An 18,319-nucleotide genomic window follows, 5' to 3' on the forward strand; every position below is an offset into this window, starting at 1 on the left:
TATAATGCCTCGCGCCAAAACTAGAGCTGCCACGGAACGGATCAGGTTAACGTATTATGAATAGAAAGGATCTCCCCCTCCTGCAGCTTCTTAAACTCCGCAGTTCCTGGCTTGCTTGGCTGCTCCTTGTCGTGGCAGCCGCCTTAACCGCTGCGTCCTGGCAGTTTTCCATACGCTTGGTGGAAGATCGCACTGAAGCCAGGTTCCGAACCCAGTCATTGCAACTCAAAACAGCCATCGAGGAGCGTTTGCTCAATTACGAGCAGGTTCTGGCTGGTAGTGCTGGGCTCTTTGCGGTTGCCGGGAGCGTATCCCGTGAGCAGTGGCGGGAGTATGTGCAAAAAGTAGATATAGACCGGTATTACCCGGGCATTCAGGGCATAGGTTTTGTCGAGCGCATTGAAGTGCGTGACATGGCAGAGCATATCGCACTGGTGCGAGAAGAAGGCGTGCACAAGTATCTAGTTAAGCCCCTCGGAACAGGACCCTTCTACTATCCTATGGTGTATCTGGAGCCGGGTACCGAGAGAAACTTGCGAGCACTTGGCTATGATGCTTTCAGCGATCCGGTGCACCGCAAGGCCATGGAAAAATCACGGGATAATGCCATTCCGACGGTAACGGCCAAGGTGGTTCTGGTGCAAGAAGAGCTGGCGGAAGACCAAGCCAGCTTCCTTATGTATTACCCGGTTTATCAAGGTGGAGACGTTCCCGAAATCCGGGCTGAACGCCGTATGATGTTGGCGGGCTTTGTGTTCAGCGCCTTCCGTATGAACAACCTTCTCGATGGCATTATTGGCCTTATTTCACCGTTTCTTGATGTTCGCATATACGACAATGGCGTGAGCGCCCGCGAAAACCTCATGTACGGCTCGAATTTGGGGTCGCTCGATAATGAATTCAGCTTTGAAATGAGCCAAACCATCAGCCACGGTGGGCGAGACTGGCTTCTACAAACCCGCTCCACTCCGGCTTTTGATTATCTGGCGTCAGATCCGCGCCCGCTCATCGTGCTTGGAAGTGGTGCAGTCATAAGCCTGCTGCTATTTGTCATCGCTTTGGTGCTAATCCGCTCACGCCTCATGGCGCAAATCAGTGAAGGACGCTATCGCGCTATCACGGAAGGGGCCGCCAACGTCACTCTGGTTATGGACGAAGCGGGAGCGCCGCTTTATGCCAGCCCGTCGAGCTACGATATTCTCGGCTTCGACCCCGGTGAAGTGCATACGCTCACATTGGAAAAACTTGTACATGAAGATGATTGGCCCCAGTTGAAAAAGGGCTTTGACGAAGCGGTGCAGTCGCCGGGTAAGCAAATGCCGGTAATTCTGGCACGTATTTGCGACGCACAAGACAGCTGGCGCAACATGGAGGGCACCTATACCGACATGCTTGCAGTGCCCGGAGTTGAGGGTGTTGTGCTTAGCTTGCGTGATTTGACCCAGCTCAAAGCGGCTCAGTCTGAGCTGCACAGATTGGCGTTTTACGACCCACTTACCGGGTTGGCTAACCGTCAGTTGTTCCGGGATCGTTTAAACAATGTGGTGCGCCGAAGCCGAAGGAGTGGTAAACCCGCTGCCTTGATGTTCCTGGACCTTGATGGTTTTAAACGTATTAACGATACCCTTGGCCACGATGCGGGTGACGAGCTTTTGCAGCAAGTTGCTAAATGGCTTGAGGGGTGTGTTCGTGAAGAGGATTCGGTAGCTCGCCTTGGCGGTGATGAGTTTGTTGTGTTGTTGTCACAAATCAGCGGCACAGAAGCCGCGGGTAAAGTTGCAGACACCATATTGCGCCGATTGTGCCAGCGGGTGCGCTTGAACGACCATGAAGTGGGTATCACGGTAAGCATTGGTATCACCATGATTCCCCATGACAGCGAAGACCCGGGAACCCTGATGAAATTTGCGGATCTAGCCATGTACCGCGCGAAAGAGATGGGCCGGAACACCTACCAGTTCTTTACGCCCGCCATGAACATCAAAGCCGCGCGCCGTTTGTTGCAACAGGAAGAATTGGCCAGTGCGCTTGAAGAAGAGCGCTTTGTCTTGCACTACCAGCCCAAGATTGATCTGGCTAGTGAGCGGGTTATTGGTGTTGAAGCCTTCTTACGCTGGCACCACCCGGAGAAAGGGCTAGTGTCGGCCCAGCAGTTTATAGGTTTGGCTGAAGAAACCGGGTTGATTGTCCGTTTGGGTGAAGTAGCCTTGCGTCAGGCTTGTATTCAGGTTCAGGCGTTGGAAAGAGCCGGTTTTGAATCCCTGAAAATGGCGGTTAATCTGTCCGTCACGCAAGTAACCGACTCCCACTTCCTTGATATGGTTCGGCAGGTAATTACCGAGACCGGTGTTTCCCCGGAAAAGCTTGAACTCGAAATGCCTGTTGAACTGCTGAACGAAGACCCGAGAATGGTGCGCGAGCTGCTTTTATCACTCAACGATCTTGGTGTTTGTCTTATTCTGGACGATTTCGGGGCTGGCTCCTGCTCCTTGGTTGCCCTGCAGCAGTTACCTCTTGATGTCATAAAAATTGATCACCGCTTTATTCGTGATATTCCGTACAATGTCAGTGCAACCGATGTGGCTTCTGCAGTGATTGCGCTCGCGCAACAGCTCCACCTTACTGTTGTGGCGGAAGGCGTAGAGACGCCGCAGCAGCTGAGCTTCCTGAAATCCGCCGGATGCACCCAGTGCCAGGGTAACTTGTTCAGTTATCCGCTGGAAGAAGATGCCCTGATTGGTTTCCTGATTCGGCAATATGAACGGCCGCTTATTTCCTGATCATGGCAATGGCGGTCGGTAACCGGTAAAATCACGCCGGTCCCGGATTCAGGTATTGGCCTCTCCGGGCTCAATCCTTCGTCTTTATTATGAGTATTCATTGTCTGTGACTGAACTGAGCCGAATCCGTAACTTTTCCATTATTGCCCACATTGACCATGGCAAATCCACCCTTGCTGACCGCTTTATCCAAATATGCGGCGGCCTAACCAAAAGGGAAATGGCCGAGCAGGTTTTGGATTCCATGGATCTTGAGCGGGAGCGGGGCATTACCATCAAGGCCCAAAGCGTCACGCTGAGCTACACGGCACGGGATGGCGAAGTTTACAAGCTGAACCTTATCGACACTCCGGGGCACGTTGATTTTTCTTACGAAGTGTCACGCTCCCTTTACGCCTGTGAGGGCGCGCTGTTGGTTGTAGACGCCGGTCAGGGTGTAGAGGCGCAGTCTGTTGCCAACTGCTATACAGCCATTGAACAGGGGCTGGAAGTTGTACCTGTTTTGAACAAAATGGACCTGCCACAGGCTGAGCCGGAGCGGGTTGCGGCTGAAATTGAAGATATCATCGGTATCGATGCTTCAGATGCGGTTCGTTGTTCTGCCAAGAGTGGCATGGGTGTTGAAGACGTTCTGGAAGATCTGATCAAGAAGATCCCACCACCTCAGGGCGATCGTTCGGCGCCCTTGCAAGCGTTGATCATCGACTCCTGGTTCGATAACTATTTGGGCGTTGTTTCTCTCGTTCGGGTGACCCAGGGCGTTATGAAAAAGGGCGACAAGATTGTTCTCAAGTCGACCGGCAAGGCATGGAACGCTGATAAAGTAGGGATTTTTAAGCCCAAGCCCTACGATACCAACATTCTGGAAGCGGGCGATGTTGGCTTTGTGGTTGCGGGCATCAAAGATATTCATGGTGCGCCTGTGGGCGATACCATAGTGCACCACAAGTTTGCCGAAGAAACTCCCATGCTGCCCGGTTTCAAGAAGGTTCAGCCACAGGTATATGCCGGTCTGTTCCCGGTGAGCGCAGACGACTACAACGATTTCCGCGATGCGCTGGAAAAACTAACCCTGAACGACGCCTCCCTATTTTACGAGCCTGAGAGCTCCGATGCCCTTGGTTTCGGCTTCCGGTGTGGTTTCCTTGGCATGTTGCACATGGAAATTATTCAGGAGCGTCTGGAGCGCGAATACGATATTAACCTGATTACGACGGCACCTACGGTTATCTACGAGGTGTTGACGAAGCAGGGCGAGACATTGTCGGTGGACAGCCCCTCAAAGTTGCCGGATATTGGCTCCATTGAGGAAATGCGCGAGCCCATTGTTGAAGCGAATATTCTGGTGCCTCAAGAGCACTTGGGTAACGTTATTGCCCTTTGTGAAGAGAAGCGTGGCGTTCAGAAAAACATGCACTTTACCACCAACCAGGTGCAGCTGACCTATGAGCTGCCCATGGCCGAAGTTGTGCTGGATTTCTTTGATCGGGTTAAGTCTGCCAGCCGTGGTTTCGCTTCGCTGGACTACCATTTTGTCCGCTTTCAGCAGGCGAATCTGGTGCGCCTTGATGTACTCATCAACGGTGAGCGTGTGGATGCATTGGCGCTGATTGTTCATAAAGACCAGTCCCACTATAAGGGGCGCCAGCTCATTGAGAAAATGAAAGAACTGATTCCCCGTCAGATGTTCGATATTGCCATTCAGGCCGCTATCGGTAATCAGGTGGTGTCCAGAGTCAGTGTTAAAGCATTGCGGAAAAACGTAACGGCAAAATGTTACGGCGGTGATGTTAGCCGAAAGAAAAAGCTGCTCCAAAAGCAGAAAGAAGGCAAAAAGCGCATGAAACAGGTTGGTAATGTTGAGGTGCCTCAGGAAGCCTTCCTTGCCGTGCTGAAAGTCGATAATTAGAAGGGACTTTGATGGATATTGATTTTCCACTGGTACTGGTCGTCCTGACGTTTGCATCGGGGCTAATCTGGCTGGCAGACATACTGTTTTTGCGTAAGCGTCGCCTTGCCGTGTCTTCCGAAAGCACTGCCGAGGAAGACCTGCCCAAAGAGCCGTATTTGGTTGATCTCAGCCGCTCGTTTTTCCCGGTACTGGCGATTGTGCTTATACTCAGGTCATTTCTGGTGGAGCCTTTCCAGATTCCTTCAGGTTCTATGCTGCCAACTCTGGAGGTTGGTGATTTTATTCTGGTTAACAAGTACGCCTATGGCCTACGCCTGCCCGTTGCTGGAACCAAAGTTGTGAGCATAGGGGACCCGGAACGGGGTGATGTTATGGTGTTCCGCTATCCCGAAGACGGCAAAACCAACTACATCAAGCGTGTGATTGGCTTGCCCGGTGATACTGTGCGCTATCGCGATAAGCAGTTGTTTATCAACGGTGAAAAAATCGAGAGCGAGTTTGTCGTGCGCCTGCCGCCGGTAGAAGTGCGCCGGGAAGATTTGGGCACAGTAGAGCACGATATTTTTCACACAATGGGGCGCTCAGGCGCACCGGGTGAAGGGGAATGGCGAATACCGGAAGGTGAATACTTCGTGATGGGCGATAATCGCGATAACAGTAACGACAGCCGGTATTGGGGCACAGTTCCCGATGAATTGATTGTGGGCAAAGCCTTTGCGATCTGGATGCACTGGAAATCTTTCACCAGTTTGCCATCCTTTAAGCGTGTGGGCGGTATTGAGTAATTCTGACCATCTTGGAGTTCAGTTGTAATGAAGAAAAATAATCTCTCCGCCATGGGGCGTCAAGGCGGTGCTTCGGCGCTTGTTATCCTGATTATGGTTCTGTTTTTCGGTAGCGTTCTTTCCTTGGCAATTAAGGTTGGCCCAGCGTACATGGACGACCTGACTATTCAGGAAGCGCTTGAAAATCTGGATGGCACGGAAGGCTTGTCGCGGATGGGGCCAGCCCAAATTCGTACTTTGATCAACAAGAGCCTAAGTGTGAACAATATCCGCAGCCTTGATGCCAAAGATATTGTGGTTGAAAAAGACGGCGAGCTTGTTTTGGTCAACGTGGATTATGAAGTACGTAACAATCTTGTCCGCAATATGGATGTCATTGTTCACTTCCAGCACAAATACGAGTTGAAGGGTAAGTGAGTTCGCAACCAGATCTGGATCAGTTACAACGGCGCATTGGTTATCAGTTCAAGTCGCCCGAGCGTCTTTTGCTGGCGCTTACGCACCGAAGTTATGGCAATCAGAACAATGAGCGATTGGAGTTTCTTGGCGACTCCATCGTTAACATGGTGATTGCAGAGTACTTGTTCCTGAATTTTGATAAAGCCCGGGAAGGCCACCTGAGCCGCTTGCGCGCTCGTATGGTGAAAGGTGTAACTCTGGCCGAGATTGGTCGGGAGTTCGACTTGGGAAGCTATTTGAGGTTGGGGTCCGGCGAGCTGAAAAGCGGCGGCTTTCGTCGCGAGTCCATTCTTGCAGATGCCGTGGAATCCGTCATTGGTGCTATTTACCTCGATAGCGATTTCGACACCTGCCGGGAGCAGGTTCTGCGCTGGTTCGAGCTACGCCTTAAACAGCTCGACCTTCAGGATACTCAAAAAGATCCAAAGACCCGATTGCAGGAGTACCTACAGTCCCGCCAGTTCCCGTTGCCCAGATACGATGTGGTTTCTGTGGACGGAGAAGCTCATAAACAGACATTTCACGTATCCTGTGTGTTGCCTTCGCTCGAGCGCAAAACCAGCGGCGTTGGCAGCAGTCGCCGTATTGCGGAACAGGAAGCAGCCCGTAGTGCGCTGAAACAACTCGGCGTGGAGACACCCTGATGAACGATATTACCCGCCCGGAGAATCCTGACAGTCGCTGTGGTTTCGTCGCGATAGTTGGCCGCCCCAACGTCGGTAAATCCACCTTGTTGAACCATATTTTGGGGCAGAAGCTGAGCATTACCTCCCGCAAGCCTCAAACCACGCGTCACAAGGTGCTGGGAATTAAAACCGAGGGCTTGGATCAAGCGATCTATGTAGATACACCCGGGATGCACGTGGAAGAGCCAAGAGCTCTGAACCGCTATATGAACAAAGCGGCTACGTCGGCGCTTTCCGGTGTGGATGTAGTGGTATTTGTGGTGGACCAATTGGCTTGGACCACCGCCGACGAGATGGTATTGGAAAAACTGAGCAAACTAGAATGCCCGGTTATTCTGGCGGTTAACAAAGTGGACCGGATTGAAAAGCGGGAAAATCTGCTGCCGCACCTAGACATGCTGTCCAGAAAGCGCGAGTTTGCGGAAATTATACCCATCTCCGCCTTGAAGGAAACCAATCTGGAGCCGCTGGAAGAAGCGGTGGGCCGTTTTCTGCCGGAGAGCGTCCACTTCTATCCCGACGATCAGATTACCGATCGCAGCGAGCGCTTTATGGCGTCGGAAATGGTGCGGGAAAAGATCACACGGCAACTTGGCGCTGAGCTACCTTACTCTGTGGCAGTAGAAATCGAAGAGTTCAAACATGATGGAAAAACGCTGCACATATCGGCGTTGATTCTTGTGGAGCGTGAAGGCCAGAAGAAAATCATGATTGGCGATAAAGGCGACAGGCTACGCAGTATTGGGCAGGAAGCCCGCGCCGACATGGAACGTATGTTCGACAGTAAGGTTATGCTGAAGTTGTGGGTGAAGGTAAAGCGTGGCTGGGCTGATAGTGACCGGGCGCTAAAGAGTCTGGGTATGAACGATCTCTAAACGTTGAGGCCGCTCTGCCCCCTTGAGGCACTATGAGTAGAGAAGCGCAGCAGCAGGAACCCGCGTATGTGATTCACCGCCGACCCTGGCGGGAAACCAGCCTCATGGTTGATCTTTTTACCCTGAATCACGGCCGCCTGAGCGTCATAGCCCGTGGTGCTATTGGTAATAAGAGCCCGTTAAAGGCTCAGTTACAGCCATTTCAGCCACTGCTTCTGGGCTGGGTAGGACGCGGCGACCTGAAAACGCTCACCGAAGTAGATGTTCGTGAAGGCCCCTTACTGCATCGCACCGCCTCGCTTTACAGTGGCCTGTACCTCAATGAACTGATGCAAAGAATTTTGCCCCAGGCAGACCCCCATCCAACTCTCTTTGCCGCATACATCGGGGCGCTTGAGCAACTTGCGCAGGCGTCGGATGTGGAGCCGGTTTTACGGAAGTTTGAACAGGCATTTGCAGCAGCTCTGGGGTACGATTTTTTATGGGATCTGGCGATGGATACTGGCGAGCCCGTCCACTCCGGGCAAACCTATTGCTATAACCCCGAACAAGGTATTGTTGCTAACGCTTCCAGTGGCGTGCGTTTGCAAAACCTGCACGGGGAAACGTTGCTGGCCCTTGCCAGCGGGGATTATGAAAGCAGCGCTAGCCGCCGGTTATCGAAGCGGGTTATGCGCGTGCTAACGGACTACCTGCTGCAGGGCCGCCCGTTGAATAGTCGCAGCCTTTTTACTCATCACTCTGTTCGCTCATCTTAAGGGAGAACCACATGAATCCTAGAGTATTGCTTGGTGTCAATATCGATCATGTTGCCACGTTACGCGAGGCCCGGGGAACGCGTTACCCCGATCCGGTTCAGGCTGCACTGATTGCTGAAGAAGCCGGCGCCGACGGCATTACCATCCATCCAAGGGAAGACCGCCGACACATTCAAGATCGTGATGTGTTGTTACTTAAAGAAGTGCTGCAGACTAAAATGAATCTGGAAATGGCGGTTACAGATGCCATGCTGGAATTCGCCGAAAAAGTGAAGCCTGAGTGTGTGTGTTTGGTGCCCGAAAAGCGCGAAGAGCTTACAACCGAAGGCGGCCTTGATGTTGATGGCCACGAAGAACGTATAGCGAGAGCTTGTGAGCGCCTTGCCAAGTTGGGCGCGGAAGTTTCTCTGTTTATAGATCCAGATCCGGTGCAGATTGATGCCGCTGTACGCTGCGGCGCGCCCGTGATTGAACTTCATACCGGCGAATACGCTGAGGCTGTTGGTGCCGAAGCTCAGGACGCAGCCTTCAAAGCCCTAACCGACGCGGTGGCTTACGCCCGCAAAAAAGGACTGATTGTGAATGCGGGTCATGGATTGCATTATCACAATACCGAGCGGGTTGCCGCGATTCCGGGGATTAATGAGCTGAATATTGGCCATGCGATTATCGCTAGAGCCGTGTTTAGTGGGCTGAAAGAAGCGGTTCGGGATATGAAGACAATTCTTGATCAAGCGTCAGCCTGCTGAAAGTGCTCCCGGAACATCTGCTGCCAGTCGGTCTGCTCACTCCAGATTTGCAGGCGCTCGATAGCAGAGGTTAGCTGGTTTTTCTGCAACTCCATGTCCGGCGCTGAGCATTTGAGCGCCGTTTCCAAGTGATTTGCCGCGGAGCGTAGCTCGGGAACGCCGCAGTAACGTGTGGCGCCATGCAGTTTGTGCACGCATTCCAGAAGGTTCTCCAAGTCGTTGCTCGCCCAGAGTCGTTCAATAGTGTCTAGATCTGTGGGCAATTGCTCCACCAGCATGCTGAATAGCTCTTCCGCCAAATCCGTTTTACCCGCAGCCAGTTGGATACTCTCATCCACGCTTACGCAATCCCGCTGCATTTGTCGCGTAGAGGGCCTCAAGGTGCGCCTTGTATCCCGCACCTCGGGAACCTGAATGCGGCCTGTGCTGCTACTCCGGCACTGATAGCCAGTCCACTCGTGTATGGTGTCGGCCAATTGCACACTGCTAATGGGTTTAGGCATGTAGCCGTCAAACCCCTGTCGGGCCAGCCGCTCTTGCTCATCAGCCAGCGCGTGCGCCGTGAGTGCGATGATGGCTGTTCTATGATTATTGTTTTTATCCATTTCACGAATCCGCGCGGTTGTTTCTACGCCGTCCATACCCGGCATTTGCAGATCCATAAAAACCAGATCAAACGGTTTTTGTCGGGACTTGCTCAGGGCTTCAAAACCACTTGAAGCTCCTTCGGCGTCTATCTGATAATCCTGCAGTAGGGTCATAACCAGCTTTAGGTTGGCTTCATTATCATCTACAGCCAGAACCCGCGGCATATTAACGGGTGCGGGTAGTCGAGCAGTATGGTCCTGATGGGCAATGCCTTGCCCGGACGTATTAATGCCGTGTACCAGAAGCAGCAGCTCGTCATAGAGAGCATCGCGACATATAGGCTTGGTAAGATGGCCGCTGGCAAGTCCGGAAAGCGGGGTGTCGTGAATTTCCAAAGTTGGCGTGAGTAGCAGTGTGCGGCAATCCCGCTCGATTTCAATCGTTCGCACCAGCCCACAATATTGGCTTGAGTTGAGCAAATGCCGGGTAATGCCGATAATGGCCACCGCATACCCCTGTTGGCTCTTCTGGGCCTCTTCAATCTTCTCCTGCATAGCGCCGGGGCATGCAACACGATCAACCGTCATGCCCCAATCCCGCAATAGATGCTCAACCGCAAGGCCACAGGTTTTCTGGTGTTCCAGATATATGGCTCGCTCGCCCTTCAGAGCGTCCCTAGGGGCAACCGCCTCACCACCCGAGGACAGTTCGGGAGTTAGGGTAAACCAGAAAGTGGAGCCTTTGCCGAGCTCACTTTCCAAGCCAATCTCGCCCCCCATTTCCTCCACAAGGCGTTTGGAAATCGCCAGTCCAAGGCCGGTGCCGCCATACTGTCTGGCCGTAGAGGCATCCGCTTGACTGAAGGCATTGAACAGAGACTGCTGCTGGGCTCTGGATAAGCCAACGCCCGAATCACTAATACTCAGGCGCAGAGTAACCCGGTTATTTTCTTTATCTTCGTCCTCCAGACTGGCACGCAAAACCACCTCTCCGGTTTGGGTAAACTTGATGGCGTTGTTGACCAGATTTGTAATTACTTGCTTTACCCTTAAAGGGTCACCAGTGATGTTGTCTGGCACGTCGTTGTAAACAAGAGGTACAAGGTCCAGATTTTTGCCGTGGGCAGCAGGTGCCAGCATCACCATTACCTCTTCCACAATATCCCGAAGCTGGAAGGGCACACGGTCCAAAATCAGCTTGCCTGCTTCAATCTTGGAGAAATCCAGAATGTCATTGATGATGGTGAGCAAGATTTCGGAAGATTTCCGTATGGTGCTTAAGTGATCCCGTTGTTGGCGCGGTAGTGGGCTTTTGAGCAGCAACTCTGTAAAACCGATGATGCCGTTGAGTGGTGTCCGGATTTCGTGGGACATATTGGCCAGAAACTCGGATTTAATGCGGCTGGCTTCCAGCGCTTCTTTGCGAGCGAAATCCAGTTCAATGTTCTGGATTTCAATGGTTTCCAGAGTCTCCCTTAGGTCTTCCGTGGCCTGATCAATGTTCTGCTGCATTTCCGCCTGCGCTTTGCTCAGTTCTTCCGCCATGGCGTTCAGGCCGGATTCAAGCTGCTCGAATTCGGGGCCAGCGTTGGTATGAATGCGGGTGTCGAGTTTGCCTTCCTTCAGTTTTGCAACGGCTTCGTTAAGTTCAAGCACCGGGCCGGTGAAAGCGCGGCTGAGCCGCAGGGCGATGAGAAGGCTGAAAACAACACCACCGAGAACCAGCAGCAGTGATATTAACAAAGCCTTGTAGGTCTCTTTTTCCGTGCGGATGTGCGACATCTCGACGGCTACCCAGCCAAGCGGCTCCCGCTGTTTAAAGGCAGACTGCCGGGCGTCTGGATCATGCATAGACTGAATCATCAAGTCTTGCAGAAATACCGGGTTCACAAAGCGGGTGCTGTCTTTGCTGGCAATCCGGCTTGCCTGTTCCTTCGCAAGCTCTTTGCTGTCGAGATTGTCGGAACTGCCCGGGCCGGTGTGCAGCAAGCGACGGCGCTCGCTATCGAAGAATGTAATTGAGCGCACATCCTGTTCTTCCAATAGGGCATTGGAAAGACTGCTCAACAGGCTGCGATTCGCCGTAAACAAGCCATACTCCGAGCCAGCCGCAAGCTGGCGAGACAACGACTCGCCACGATCTTTTAGCAGGTTCTCAATGTTGTTGACCCAGCTGTAGGTAAAAAACAGCCCCAGCATCAAGGTAGTGATCAGGGTGGGAACCAAGGTTACCACCAGCACTTTTTTGCGAATGCCCCAACGTCGCATACCAATGTCCTGCAAATAACTTAACTCCGCCTGTTGGGGCGGGTTACGTCCTTGTATTAGTAGTTCGTCCGGGCTGAAATTATATTCGAGTCAGTGCCGGGCGAGCCGAAAAATACACCACTTATATAGCCTTCAGTCATGGTTTTAGCGAGAAGCTGTATTGGGCGACTGGGGCTATAAGGCGTATCATGCCAACGCAAAAGTGTACCACAGGGTTCTTACTATGCATTTTCCCACAATTGAAGATTATGTCGGGCACACGCCTCTGGTTCGGTTGCAGCGTCTCCCCGGGGATACCAGTAACGTGATTCTGGCAAAGCTGGAAGGCAATAACCCGGCCGGTTCTGTAAAAGACCGACCTGCTATAGGAATGATTCAAGAGGCCGAACGCCGTGGTGAAATCAAACCTGGCGATACGCTGATTGAGGCAACCAGTGGTAACACCGGTATTGCTCTGGCCATGGCTGCGGCTATTAAGGGATACCGAATGGTACTCATCATGCCCGCAAACATGAGTGAAGAACGTCGAGCATCCATGAGAGCTTACGGCGCAGAGATCATTACCGTGAGTCAGGAAGAGGGCATGGAGGTGGCCAGAGATATGGCCTTGAAAATGGCTTCGGAAGGTAAGGGCAGGGTGCTGGATCAGTTCAGCAATCAGGACAACCCTTTAGCGCACTATCGCACCACGGGCCCGGAGATTTGGGAGCAAACTGAAGGGCGTGTAACCCATTTTGTCAGTTCTATGGGCACCACCGGCACCATTATGGGCGTTTCCCGTTACCTCAAAGAGCGTAACCCGGATATCAATATTGTCGGCTTGCAACCAAAAGAGGGCGCATCTATACCGGGTATCCGTCGTTGGCCGGAAGCTTACCTACCCAGCATCTACGATTCCACTCGCGTGGATCAGGTATTGGACATTGGCCAACAAGAGGCGGAGGAAACCATGCGCGCTTTGGCAGAGCGCGAAGGGATATTCTGTGGTGTATCATCCGGTGGCTCTATCGCTGCCGCACTTAAGCTCTCTTCGCAGGTTGAAAACGCCATTATTGTGGCCATTATTTGTGATCGCGGCGACCGCTACTTATCGACTGGCGTATTCCCCGGCGCCTGAACCTGACGACACCAAGAGAATAGATTATGAGCAGACGACGCAGGAAGGTACTTCCTACGGAACCCGTACGCTGTGAAGTGGAAAAGCTTAGTCATGATGGCCGTGGCATAGCTCGTCAGGATGGCAAAATCCTGTTTGTGGATGGCGCGTTGCCGGGTGAAACCGTAATGGCCAAGGTGGTTTCCACCCGCAGTAAATTTGATGAGTTGCGCACCCTTGAGGTGCTCGAAGCGGCGCCTGACCGTCAAAATCCCCCCTGTGATTTTGCCGATTTATGCGGTGGCTGCAGCCTTCAGCACATGAGCAGTGATGCCCAGATTCGCTTTAAGGAAGAGACTCTGCGCGAGCAGTTTGAACACTTTGGCGGTATCGAGCCGGAGGAGTGGATAGAGCCGCTGCGCCCAGACAGTAACCTTGGGTATCGGCGCAAGGCGCGCATGGGCGTGCGCTACGTCAAAGCGCGGGAGTCGGTTCTGGTAGGGTTCCGGGAGAAGCGCAATAGCTTTCTTACGGATATTGACCGCTGTGTAGTGCTGGACCCGCGTATTGGCGAGCGCATTGTTCCGTTGCGCGAGCTGTTGCACACCATGGATGCATACGCCCGCGTGCCTCAGGTTGAAATTGCGTGTGGTGATGACACCGCAGCGATGGTTTTCCGCAATATGGATGACTTGAGCAGCGGCGACCGCGAAAAGCTGATTGCTTTTGGCCAGGCCCACGATTTGCACATCTATCTGCAGCCCAAAGGGCCAGATACTGTTCACCGCATCTGGCCTGAATCTGCGGGTCGAAGCGATGAGCGCCTAAGTTACCAGCTTGATGCATTTGACCTCACCATGAAGTTTCACCCTATGGACTTTACCCAAGTCAATGCGGGCATCAATAAAGCCATGGTAAGTAGAGCTGTTGAGTGGCTGGACGTGCAGCCGGGTGAGCGGGTCTTGGATCTGTTCTGCGGGCTGGGCAATTTTACCCTGCCACTTGCGCGGAAAGGCGGTCAAGTTATTGGCGTGGAAGGTGATGATGCCATGGTTGTTCGGGGTCGCGAAAACGCGGAGCTGAACGGGCTTACAAATGTTGAATTTCACGGCGCTGATTTGCACGGAGATTTTACCGGCCAACGCTGGGCGCAAGAGGGTTTTGATAAAATCCTTATTGATCCGCCACGCTCCGGGGCAGAGGAGATCTGCAAGTACTTAACTGCCTTCGGTGCCAAGCGCATTGTGTATGTGTCCTGCAACCCTGCCACTCTGGCGCGGGATGCGGGTGTGATGGCCAGCAACGGTTACCGGCTAGTGCGCGCCGGTGTGATGGATATGTTTCCTCACACCACGCATGTGGAGTCGATTGCGCTGTTTGAGCGTGGCTCTCGCTGAATTTTGCTGTGCACAGCAAAGGACAGTTGTGTGAATCACCAGGAATAACAAAACAGATATGGTAAAAGTTCGCGAAGATTACGCAGTGGATGGCGATGGCCAGATCGATATCGAGGGCTGGGTACAGCAAATTGCTTCCCAGACCCATCTGGACGATGTGGACCAGTTTCGCAGGGCTTGTGAAAAAGCCGCTGAAATCGATTTGCAGGCCTTCCGGGAGGATCGCCTATGGGCGTCTGGCTCCAGCAGCTTTCGTATTGGCATCGAGATGGCTCAGGTGCTGGCGGAGCTGCGCTTGGATCAGGCCAGTCTGGTTGCTGCCATTCTTTACCGCGCGGTTCGGGAGGAGCGGGTAGCTCTTGAGGTTATCCGCAAAGAGTTTGGCGATGAAGTGGCCATGCTTATTAATGGCGTACAGCAGATGGCGGCCATTTCTTCCATACACCACCCGCTCAAAGGCAACGTGCTCGGGCAGAGTGAAGGCCAGCTGGATAACGTTCGCAAAATGCTGGTAACCATGATTGATGATGTGCGGGTTGCGCTGATCAAACTCGCCGAGCGCACCTGCGCTATCCGTGGTGTTAAAGATGCGCCGGAAGAAAAGCGTATGCGAGTCGCCCGCGAAGTGTTTGATATCTATGCGCCCCTTGCTCACCGTTTGGGCATCGGGCACATCAAGTGGGAGCTGGAAGACCTTTCATTTCGTTATCTGCACGAAACAGCGTACAAAAAAATTGCCAAACTGCTGGACGAGAAACGTCTGGACCGGGAAGGCTACATCCGTCGCGTAATTGCCAAGTTGCAGGCAGAGCTGAAAGCTTCCGGTATCGAAGCCGACCTTTCGGGCCGTGCCAAACACATCTACAGCATCTGGCGGAAGATGCGCATCAAGGGCCTCGATTTTTCCCAGATATACGATATCAGGGCCGTGCGTATTCTCGTGCCTGAGGTGAAGGATTGTTATGCCGCCCTCGGAATTGTGCACACGCTTTGGCGCCACATCCCGAATGAGTTTGATGACTATATAGCCAACCCCAAGGAGAATGGCTACCAGTCTCTGCATACGGCCGTGATCGGGCCGGATGGCAAGGTCATGGAGGTGCAGATTCGCACTCATAGCATGCATGAAGATGCAGAGCTGGGCGTATGTGCTCACTGGCTATATAAGGGCACAGACAAAAGTAACAAGTCGTCCGGCTATGATGCCAAGATTAACTGGCTACGACAGGTGCTGGAGTGGCAGGAAGAGTTGGGCGACCTCTCCGGGCTGGCGGACCATCTCAAATCCGATATCGTATCGGATCGAATTTATGTGTTTACGCCTGAGGGGCACGTTGTTGATTTGCCTCAGGGGGCGACACCCGTAGATTTTGCTTACCGAGTTCACACTGAGATTGGTCATGCCTGTCGGGGTGCGCGGGTAAACAGCCGCATAGTACCACTGACCTACCCACTGAAGACCGGTGAGCAGGTATTTGTTCTTACCTCAAAGAACAATCCGGCGCCCAGCCGGGATTGGCTAAATCCCAGCCTTGGATACATTCAGACCTCCCGCGCCAGAGCCAAGGTAACCCATTGGTTTAAAGAGCAAAATCGCGATCGTAACGTGACGGATGGTCGTGCCATTATTGAGGATGAGTTCCGCCGCTTGTCGTTGCACGATGTGGACCTCAGCCAGCTGGCGGTAAAAGTGAATTATCACAGCGCCGAGGACATGTTTGCCGCTGTGGGTGCCGGTGATCTCCGCCCTGCACATGTTGCCAATGTTGCCCAGCAGATGATCGAGCCCAAATCCGAGCAGCTCGACCTGAAACTGATGGCCCAGCGCGGCAAGCCTTACGATACCGAGTCGGATATCCACATACTGGGCGTGGGCAAGCTGAAGACTCAAGTGGCCAAGTGCTGCAAACCGCTGCCGGGAGACGCCATAGGCGGGTACATTACCGTTGGCCGGGGTGTGACCGTCCACCGGCAGGACTGCCCAACGTTTCTGAATCTACGGGAGTTTGAGCCTAACCGAATTATTGAAGTGAGCTGGGGAGGCCAGCAAGCCTCCGTTTACCCGGTGGATATAGAAATTGAAGCCTACGACAGATCCGGTTTGTTGCGGGACATCACTCAGGTCTTGTCAGTGTCTAAGAGCGATGTTCTAGCATTGCATACCGTGACCAATCGTGATGACAACACGGCAACTATGGTTGTGACGGTTGAAATTTCCAGCCTTGAGCAGTTGGCGCGCCTACTCGCCCAAATCCGCAATCTGCCCAATGTTATTGACGTAAAGCGTAAACGCTCATGACCTACTCGATTGACGATCTGAAACTGTTGATGGCACGGCTGCGTGACCCTGAAACCGGATGCCCCTGGGATACCAAGCAAACGTTCAGGAGTATTGTGCCGCATACGCTGGAAGAGGCCTACGAAGTAGCAGATGCCATTGAGCGGAAGGACTACGGAAACCTGAAAGATGAATTGGGTGACCTGCTGTTTCAGGTGATCTTTTACTCACAGATTGGGGCGGAAGAAAATCGTTTCAGCTTTGATGCTGTGGTCGACAATCTCGTGCGCAAGCTTGTGCGACGCCATCCCCATGTGTTCCCGCAGGGGACACTGGAAAGCCGTATTGATCCGGACAACCGGCCAGACGAAGCCTGGATCAAGGAGAGCTGGGAGCGTATCAAGGCAGAAGAGCGGGCTCAGAAACAATCAGACACTTCTGCGGATGCAACGTCGCCAAGCGGATTGCCAAGCCGATTGCCAAGCCGGTTGGATGGTATCGCACGGGCGCTGCCCGCGATGGTACGCGCGGAAAAGTTGCAGAAGCGGGCGGCAAGGCACGGGTTTGATTGGCCGAATATAGAGCCGGTATTCGACAAACTCCATGAAGAAATCGATGAGCTCAAGGAGGCTTGGCAGGCGGCAGAATCCGGGCAGGGTGACCACGATGCTGTCGAAGATGAATTGGGCGATCTGCTGTTCGTGTGTGTGAATCTTGCACGGTTCATGAAAGTTAATCCGGAGCAGGCTGTTGGACGCACCAATCACAAGTTTGAGGCGCGATTCCGGGCCATTGAACAGGTTCTTGAGCGTGAAGGCCGCTCCTTTGATGAAGAGACATTGGAAGCTCTTGATCAGATCTGGCAATCGGTCAAGGGTGTGGAAAAGAAAAGCGGGTAGCCAGAATAGGTACAATCCGTTACCAATTCCTTAAGTTTTCACTCCTGAGCTTCGTCTACACTTATTGAATAGGGTGTTTGGCGGCTTTGTGTAAGGAGCTTGCGCGATAAACTTGCGCGCCTAAAAAGTTCAGGAATTATCAACAAGAATTGGGAGTCTGGCTCGATGAAAATCAAAGATCTGGTTGGTTACTGGGATAAGCACGCTAAAGGCAGGCTTACCCGCGATGCTTGTTTTATGGCGTTATCTGACCAGCATCATCGGCAGCTTGAAAAGCTATCGGCCCTGTACCCTCTAAAATCATCTCAGGACCTTATTCTCGACCTGATCTCCGCTGCGCTCGATGAGATCGAAACCGAGTTTCCCTACGTTCAAGGTGATCAGGTTGTCGCCTACGATGAAGACGGCTTCGAAATATACGAAGACAAAGGGCTGACTCCGGAATTCGTTCGCCTCAGCCAAAAGCACATCGAACGCCTGAAGGCTCGCCAGCTTGAGTCAGTAGCCTAATAACGAGTCCTCCAGCAAGCTCTGTTAGCCGTTGTGACCCTCTAGCTTGTCTTTTAGTGGGTCTTGACTGGCTAAGTCGTCCAGCGCGGCGGCGATCATATCGTTTAGAATGTCGCTTTCGCTGCGGTCGGGGTAAAGCTCGGCCAGAGCAGCAACTCTGGCCGCGTCTTCCAAGGGAAGCCTCAAACTGTAATCATGGGTTAGCTCTACTGGCTTTTTCTTTTGTTCCCAGTGCTTGGGCAGATCTGTGACTTTCATGGTGGGTCCTCTCAAAAGTGGG

General features: G+C 52.9%; 15 protein-coding genes. 13 read left to right on the top strand and 2 right to left on the bottom strand.

Annotated elements, in window-relative coordinates; translation table 11 throughout:
• Positions 1 to 56 precede the first annotated feature (56 nt).
• The 8 genes from MWU62_RS06975 to pdxJ all read left to right on the top strand — a co-directional run bounded on the left by MWU62_RS06975 (position 57) and on the right by pdxJ (position 9,004).
• Positions 57 to 2,780, top strand: coding sequence for an EAL domain-containing protein (locus MWU62_RS06975; RefSeq protein ID WP_247114180.1), 2,724 nt, complete (start codon positions 57 to 59; stop codon positions 2,778 to 2,780).
• Positions 2,781 to 2,886: 106 nt separating this feature from the next.
• Entirely contained in the window at positions 2,887 to 4,689 is a 1,803-nt protein-coding gene (lepA, locus tag MWU62_RS06980; RefSeq protein WP_200361773.1) for a translation elongation factor 4, read from the top strand.
• Positions 4,690 to 4,700: 11 nt separating this feature from the next.
• Positions 4,701 to 5,477 carry a signal peptidase I gene (lepB, locus tag MWU62_RS06985; RefSeq protein WP_200361772.1) on the top strand — a complete coding sequence of 259 codons (777 nt, stop codon included), beginning with the start codon at positions 4,701 to 4,703 and terminating at the stop codon, positions 5,475 to 5,477.
• Between the two features lie 27 nt (positions 5,478 to 5,504).
• A complete protein-coding gene (locus MWU62_RS06990; protein WP_200361771.1) occupies positions 5,505 to 5,894 on the top strand; it encodes a DUF4845 domain-containing protein in 390 nt (129 codons plus the stop codon).
• Positions 5,891 to 6,580, top strand: coding sequence for a ribonuclease III (gene rnc / locus MWU62_RS06995; RefSeq protein WP_247114181.1), 690 nt, complete (start codon positions 5,891 to 5,893; stop codon positions 6,578 to 6,580). Before MWU62_RS06990 ends, rnc begins: the two co-directional genes overlap by 4 nt.
• Entirely contained in the window at positions 6,580 to 7,497 is a 918-nt protein-coding gene (gene era, locus MWU62_RS07000) for a GTPase Era (protein ID WP_247114182.1), read from the top strand. The genes rnc and era overlap by 1 nt, the downstream gene beginning before the upstream one ends.
• A gap of 32 nt (positions 7,498 to 7,529) precedes the next feature.
• Positions 7,530 to 8,255 (top strand): DNA repair protein RecO, encoded by a 726-nt coding sequence (gene recO, locus MWU62_RS07005; RefSeq protein WP_247114183.1) that lies wholly within the window; start codon positions 7,530 to 7,532, stop codon positions 8,253 to 8,255.
• Positions 8,256 to 8,266: 11 nt separating this feature from the next.
• Positions 8,267 to 9,004: a pyridoxine 5'-phosphate synthase gene (pdxJ, locus tag MWU62_RS07010; protein WP_247114184.1), complete on the top strand. Its 738-nt coding sequence runs from the start codon at positions 8,267 to 8,269 to the stop codon at positions 9,002 to 9,004.
• On the opposite strand, the gene MWU62_RS07015 is transcribed toward pdxJ, so the two are convergent.
• Positions 8,986 to 11,859: an ATP-binding protein gene (locus MWU62_RS07015; RefSeq protein WP_247114185.1), complete on the bottom strand. Its 2,874-nt coding sequence runs from the start codon at positions 11,857 to 11,859 to the stop codon at positions 8,986 to 8,988. The genes pdxJ and MWU62_RS07015 overlap by 19 nt on opposite strands.
• 223 nt (positions 11,860 to 12,082) lie before the next feature.
• Here MWU62_RS07015 and cysM point away from each other — a divergent pair, with 223 nt between their 5' ends.
• From cysM to MWU62_RS07040, 5 genes are all read left to right on the top strand, one after another.
• On the top strand, positions 12,083 to 12,976 hold the full coding sequence (gene cysM, locus MWU62_RS07020; protein ID WP_247114186.1) for a cysteine synthase CysM: 894 nt from the start codon (positions 12,083 to 12,085) through the stop codon (positions 12,974 to 12,976).
• Between the two features lie 26 nt (positions 12,977 to 13,002).
• Positions 13,003 to 14,352 (top strand): 23S rRNA (uracil(1939)-C(5))-methyltransferase RlmD, encoded by a 1,350-nt coding sequence (gene rlmD, locus MWU62_RS07025; RefSeq protein ID WP_200361764.1) that lies wholly within the window; start codon positions 13,003 to 13,005, stop codon positions 14,350 to 14,352.
• 58 nt (positions 14,353 to 14,410) lie between these two features.
• Entirely contained in the window at positions 14,411 to 16,651 is a 2,241-nt protein-coding gene (gene relA / locus MWU62_RS07030; RefSeq protein WP_247114187.1) for a GTP diphosphokinase, read from the top strand.
• Positions 16,648 to 17,529 (top strand): nucleoside triphosphate pyrophosphohydrolase, encoded by an 882-nt coding sequence (gene mazG / locus MWU62_RS07035; RefSeq protein ID WP_247114188.1) that lies wholly within the window; start codon positions 16,648 to 16,650, stop codon positions 17,527 to 17,529. The genes relA and mazG overlap by 4 nt, the downstream gene beginning before the upstream one ends.
• Before the next feature lie 165 nt (positions 17,530 to 17,694).
• Positions 17,695 to 18,039 (top strand): pilin assembly protein, encoded by a 345-nt coding sequence (locus MWU62_RS07040; protein WP_247114189.1) that lies wholly within the window; start codon positions 17,695 to 17,697, stop codon positions 18,037 to 18,039.
• 24 nt (positions 18,040 to 18,063) lie between these two features.
• Here the strand turns inward: MWU62_RS07040 and MWU62_RS07045 are convergent, their stop codons facing one another.
• Entirely contained in the window at positions 18,064 to 18,297 is a 234-nt protein-coding gene (locus MWU62_RS07045; RefSeq protein ID WP_247114190.1) for a hypothetical protein, read from the bottom strand.
• Positions 18,298 to 18,319: the final 22 nt, after the last annotated feature.

The sequence above is a fragment of the Marinobacter sp. S6332 genome (genome assembly GCF_023016045.1).
In the GTDB taxonomy this organism is placed as follows: domain Bacteria; phylum Pseudomonadota; class Gammaproteobacteria; order Pseudomonadales; family Oleiphilaceae; genus Marinobacter.